Annotated in this window: 2 protein-coding genes and 1 pseudogene; 1 reads left to right on the top strand and 2 read right to left on the bottom strand. The window is 57.3% G+C overall.

The features are described 5' to 3' along the window. Positions 1–420 precede the first annotated feature (420 nt). Positions 421–655: pseudogene (locus JWQ24_RS28505) on the top strand (transposase); the annotation flags it as partial. Positions 656–707: 52 nt separating this feature from the next. On the opposite strand, the gene JWQ24_RS28500 reads toward JWQ24_RS28505, so the two are convergent. Together JWQ24_RS28500 and JWQ24_RS28495 are read right to left on the bottom strand one after the other, a co-directional pair. After that, entirely contained in the window at positions 708–1,841 is a 1,134-nt protein-coding gene (locus JWQ24_RS28500) for a glycosyltransferase (RefSeq protein ID WP_299815966.1), read from the bottom strand. A 59-nt stretch (positions 1,842–1,900) separates the two neighbouring features. Next, the coding region (locus JWQ24_RS28495; protein ID WP_299815963.1) for a hypothetical protein at positions 1,901–3,289 on the bottom strand (1,389 nt) is incomplete at its 5' end.

The following is a 3,289-nucleotide window of genomic DNA, read 5'->3' as shown; positions in this document are numbered from 1 at the left end:
CTCCAATATTCGAGTGATTTGAAGTTACAACCTGCATGCGAAGGAGCGTAACTACGGTACAAGCCAAGCGAATACTGCAGCGATGCTGACGAAAGCTCTAGCAAACCAGAAACTATCATATCGGTTTGCGGACACTTCGAAATCGAACGTGAGTAAAAATGCGATGACGCCAGCTGACTTACCTCGAACAAGCGAATCAAGGTCTAGAACAACACGCGAACGAGTTCGTTCGTTCAAAGATGCGGCGTTCGAATTTTTGATGGTCGTGTTCCGTGGAGAAGTGTAATCCGGCAGTGATGAGCGTTGCTCCGTCAACGTTTGAACGTTATCGCGGGAGGGTCAAAGTTACTCACGACCGACACAACTGAATCGCCCCGATGTGTGGACCCGGGTCGCAACCGAGACCCTCAGGACCACCGCGGGGATCTGGATTTGAATATCCCGAAACTGCGGCAGGCAACGTTCCTCCAAACCCTGCTGGAGCGTCGCCTACTGCGTTGACCAGGCATTGTTCGCAGTGGTCATGAAAGCGCATTTGCGCGTCGTGTCGACGGGGAAGGTCGACTCAGGCTGTCATCGCCTCCGTGGGGTGACCGCCGACGGCGGCCGTGAGGTGCTGGGTTTCGACGTCGGAGACGCCGAAAAGGGAGGTTTTGGCATTCGGAGAGCAGTTCGCCGGCCAAGCTGGCTCGTCCTGGAGGATGCGGCTACGGCCGCGGAGCGGGATCTTCCGTGACGCCATTCTCCCGGTCTGCATTGAAAAATTCGCCAAGCGGCGGTTGGATTTTCCCAGGCGCGTAAATAAAGCGCGAGTGATATGTGAATCGCACGACGAACGCGATCGCGAGGGTGATTGCCGTCGCGGGGACAGCGGCGATCCCCCAATAGGTCACCAACAGGTATAGGACAGGGATACGCACCAGCGCCTCGGCATTGTTGAAAATGAAGGATTTGAGGAATCGCTGCGACCAGTGCCCCGCACCGTGAAGAAGGTCCTTGAATACGAAGTGCTCTTGCAACAGAAAATTGGCGATGATCGTAGATTCTGCGGCTATCGCCGCTGCAATGAGATACTCCAGCCCCACCTGGGTAAGTAGGCCGACGATCGCGAGATTCGCGAGAGCGCCGATAGCGCCGATCCCAGCAAAACTGGACGCACGACCGAAGCGAAGATCGATCAGCTGGCGAACGAATCTGAATCCTTGTCGGAGAGACGCTTTCGAGTGCCCACTCAACCGGGTACCGAATGCGAAGGGCACCTCTGCGACGCGCAGCGGTGGTCGACCCCGGGCGAGAATTTCCAGCAGAATCTTGAAGCCGTGAGGTCTAAGAGCATCGAGGTCGACGGCTGCACGCCGCACCAGGAAATATCCCGTCATCGGGTCGGTGCAATCGCGAAGTCGTGAAGGAAACATTGCTCTGGTCAGCAGGGTCGACAGCGTCGACACTGCCCTGCGCAGGGGACCGGATAGCCCATGAGCTCCACCCCCTCGCCGATAGCGGGACGCCACCACAATGTCAATGCCACTTTTTCGTGCCTCGTCGGCCAAAACAGGTATCAATTCGGGAGGGTGTTGGAGATCGCCGTCCATGACAAGCACCCAAGGAAATAACGCTGCTCGGAATCCTGCGACTACCGCTCCCCCGAGACCGCCGGTCGGGTGATCTCGGTGAATCAATCGAACGGAAAATGTCACCGATGCAGCGGTCGACTCAACGATGCTGGGAGTGTCGTCGGTCGAGTCATCTACAAATATGATCTCCGCCGTCATCCCGCTTGTGGCGGCCACGACCCGTCGAACTAGTTCACTGACGTTCCCTGACTCGTTAAAAGTTGGCACGATTATCGACACACCGAAGGCGTCGGTCGCAGATTGTTCGGCCGATGCGAAGTTCTCAATCAAAACAGCGTCGCGAACTTCTCATACCGCGCTGGGAGCTCAGCAGGGATCTGCTGATCGCCCGGCTTGAGGTTGGGCGAAAGTATGATCGCTGCACCGTTGTGGGACGCGAGATCCACGCTGAGGAAGGGATTTGTCCACGGCCAGACGTACAACGATGTGTTTGAGAATCTCAGCACAGTCTCTTCGTTCGTATGCGTTCCGGAGGAGGTATCCACCACGTACTTAAACTGGCTCAACCAACCCGACCAACCCGCGGTGTGAACTGTCATAGGCACAAGCTGCACCGCTAGCAGCAGGATGGCGGGAAGCCATGACCAAGACGGCAATCGCTCGTCGACGACCCCTCGGCGAGCGCGACGCTCCTCTCGTAATCGCCCGATGACAATGACCGCCAGCAACACGAAAAGCGCTACGCCAGTGACCGCGCGGGACCCAAAGGCCTTCCAAGGCTCATCCCAGAACGCGTGATCGATCAGGATCAGCGACAGAAGACCTAGCGGGATGGCTGCCCATCGTCTTATTCGTGGCCCGCCGAAGCAGGCAGCAAGAATATAGACGGTTGCGAGCGCACCGCTCAGCACGAGTTGCCGATCGTTGAAGAGCGGCCAGCTGAAGTCTGCGGCGCCCGCAAGATTTGTCGCATCTCTCGGAAAGACAATCCAGACGACGCTGATAATCGTGGCAGCGACGTACATGGCCAGTGCGATGAAAAGGGCGGTGATCTTCAATCTATCCCGCAGGTCTGACTTGAATGCACCCCGCAATCGAATTAGCACCAGAACACTCAGCAAGGGCCCGAGGTGCGCAAGAGACTCGTACGAGAAGGGCAGCATGGCGGATGCCGCTACCAGACCCAGCAGGCCCCACCGTCCGAACGTCCCGACGAGCATTATGGCAGCGCACAGCGCCACCAATGCGTACGCGAAGTTGTACTCACCAATCGACAAGAAGCCCGAATTAAGGAAGGTGACGGCAAACATTGCAACGAACGGCCAAAACATCCATGATCGTCGCAAAACGTAAAACGCGAGTACCCACATGATCATGGGAATCGCAGCCACCCCAAAACTCTGGAGCCTTGCAAGAACGGAAACATCGCTCACGCCAAAATTCATTGCCGTTACGACGGGAAGCTGCGTGACGAACTGGGCCACGACCCGCGACGGATAGAAATAAAAGCCATGCGCCTGGAGCTCGCTCCAAAAGTAGTAAGCGCCATCCCCATATAGGCCGCGAAGATCAAGGGTTGCTTGCGCGGCGGCGAGCAAGATGACACCCATCACTGTCCACCGCGCCGCGGGCTCGACGCGTTTTGCCGTGACACGGCGCTGCCTGATGTTACCTTCGAAACTTCGCGCAACCGGATTACGGGCAGCCACGTCCAT

The sequence above is a fragment of the Tardiphaga sp. genome, assembly GCF_028290495.1.
GTDB lineage: Bacteria > Pseudomonadota > Alphaproteobacteria > Rhizobiales > Xanthobacteraceae > Tardiphaga.
The sequence above is the reverse complement of the archived record's forward strand: the minus strand, read 5'-3'. Positions and strand labels throughout refer to the sequence as shown.